This window comes from Nocardioides sp. (assembly GCF_024509035.1).
GTDB lineage: Bacteria > Actinomycetota > Actinomycetes > Propionibacteriales > Nocardioidaceae > Nocardioides.
In genome coordinates this window covers 660-1783 of sequence record NZ_JANINT010000374.1, presented here as the reverse complement: position 1 = coordinate 1783, position 1124 = coordinate 660, and the positions used below count along the sequence as shown (strand labels likewise).

The window sequence follows — 1124 nt, the reverse complement described above, 5'->3', positions numbered from 1 at the left end:
TTCGAGCCGGCGGAGACGATCACGGTCACGCCGATGCGCACGTTCCCGGTGATCCGCGACCTGGTCACCGACGTGTCGTACAACTACGAGAAGGCCAAGGAGCTGCCGTACGCCCAGCTCCCGCCGCGCGACCCCGACGGCAAGCGGCGGATGGCGCAGATCGACGTCGAGCGGGGCCAGGAGTTCCGCAAGTGCATCGAGTGCTACCTGTGCCAGAACACCTGCCACGTGGTCCGCGACCACGAGGAGAACAAGCCGGCCTTCGCCGGGCCCCGGTTCTTCCTGCGGTACGCCGAGCTGGACATGCACCCGCTGGACACCCACGACCGCCGCGCGCTCGCGCAGGGCGCCGCGGGCCTCGGGATGTGCAACATCACCAAGTGCTGCACCGAGGTCTGCCCGGAGAACATCAAGATCACCGACAACGCGATCATCCCGATGAAGGAGCGTGTCGTGGACCGCAAGTACGACCCGCTCGTGTGGCTGGGCAGCAAGATCGGCCTCCGCAACCGCGACAACGACGGGCGGACCGAGGTCTGATCGCCCGCGCCGGTGGTCTACGGCGGGCAGCTTCCGTTCAATTGCTCGGTGAGACTGGGGTGGGCGCGCTCCCACTGCAGTCGCACCGAGCAATTGAACGACTACGCCCGCACCTGCGCCTCAGCCCAGCAGTGCCACCAGCGCCGTCGCGACGGCGTACGCCGCGAGTCCGGCGGCGGCCGCGACGACCGCGGTGACCAGCACCAGGGTCAGCAGCGCCTTGAGGGCGGTCCCCGTGCGGGGGTGGTGCTCGAGTACGGCCATGGCTCGTCCCTCCCGAGTGACCGAGGTGTGGATCCCCAGCGTGCGCCTCGGTCCGCGCCCGCCGGACCACCCGCTTCGGGTGATACCCGTCCGACGCCTCCGCGGGCCGGTGCGTTGCCCCCCGCCGGGTTGCGGTTCGGTCACGACGGTGCGGCCCGGCCGTTGTCGGTGGCCGGTGCCAGGCTTCCGGCATGGCGGATCGGGGTGTGGCGGTCAGGGTGGACGAGGCGGGTGTGCACATCACCGGGACCGGTCCCGGTGTCGAACGGTTCGTCGCGCTGCTGCGCGACGAGGCGGCCAAGCTCGCGGCGCTGGGTGAC

2 protein-coding genes are annotated in these 1124 nt (G+C 70.6%); one reads left to right on the top strand and one right to left on the bottom strand.

Annotation, left to right across the window (positions count from 1 at the left end):
* Positions 1 to 540, top strand: a 540-nt coding sequence (locus Q0L15_RS21505) for a succinate dehydrogenase/fumarate reductase iron-sulfur subunit (protein WP_296606813.1), incomplete at its 5' end; no start/stop codon positions are given.
* Positions 541 to 660: 120 nt separating this feature from the next.
* On the opposite strand, the gene Q0L15_RS21500 is transcribed toward Q0L15_RS21505, so the two are convergent.
* Positions 661 to 804 carry a hypothetical protein gene (locus Q0L15_RS21500; RefSeq protein ID WP_296606811.1) on the bottom strand — a complete coding sequence of 48 codons (144 nt, stop codon included), beginning with the start codon at positions 802 to 804 and terminating at the stop codon, positions 661 to 663.
* Between the last annotated feature and the right edge of the window lie 320 nt (positions 805 to 1124).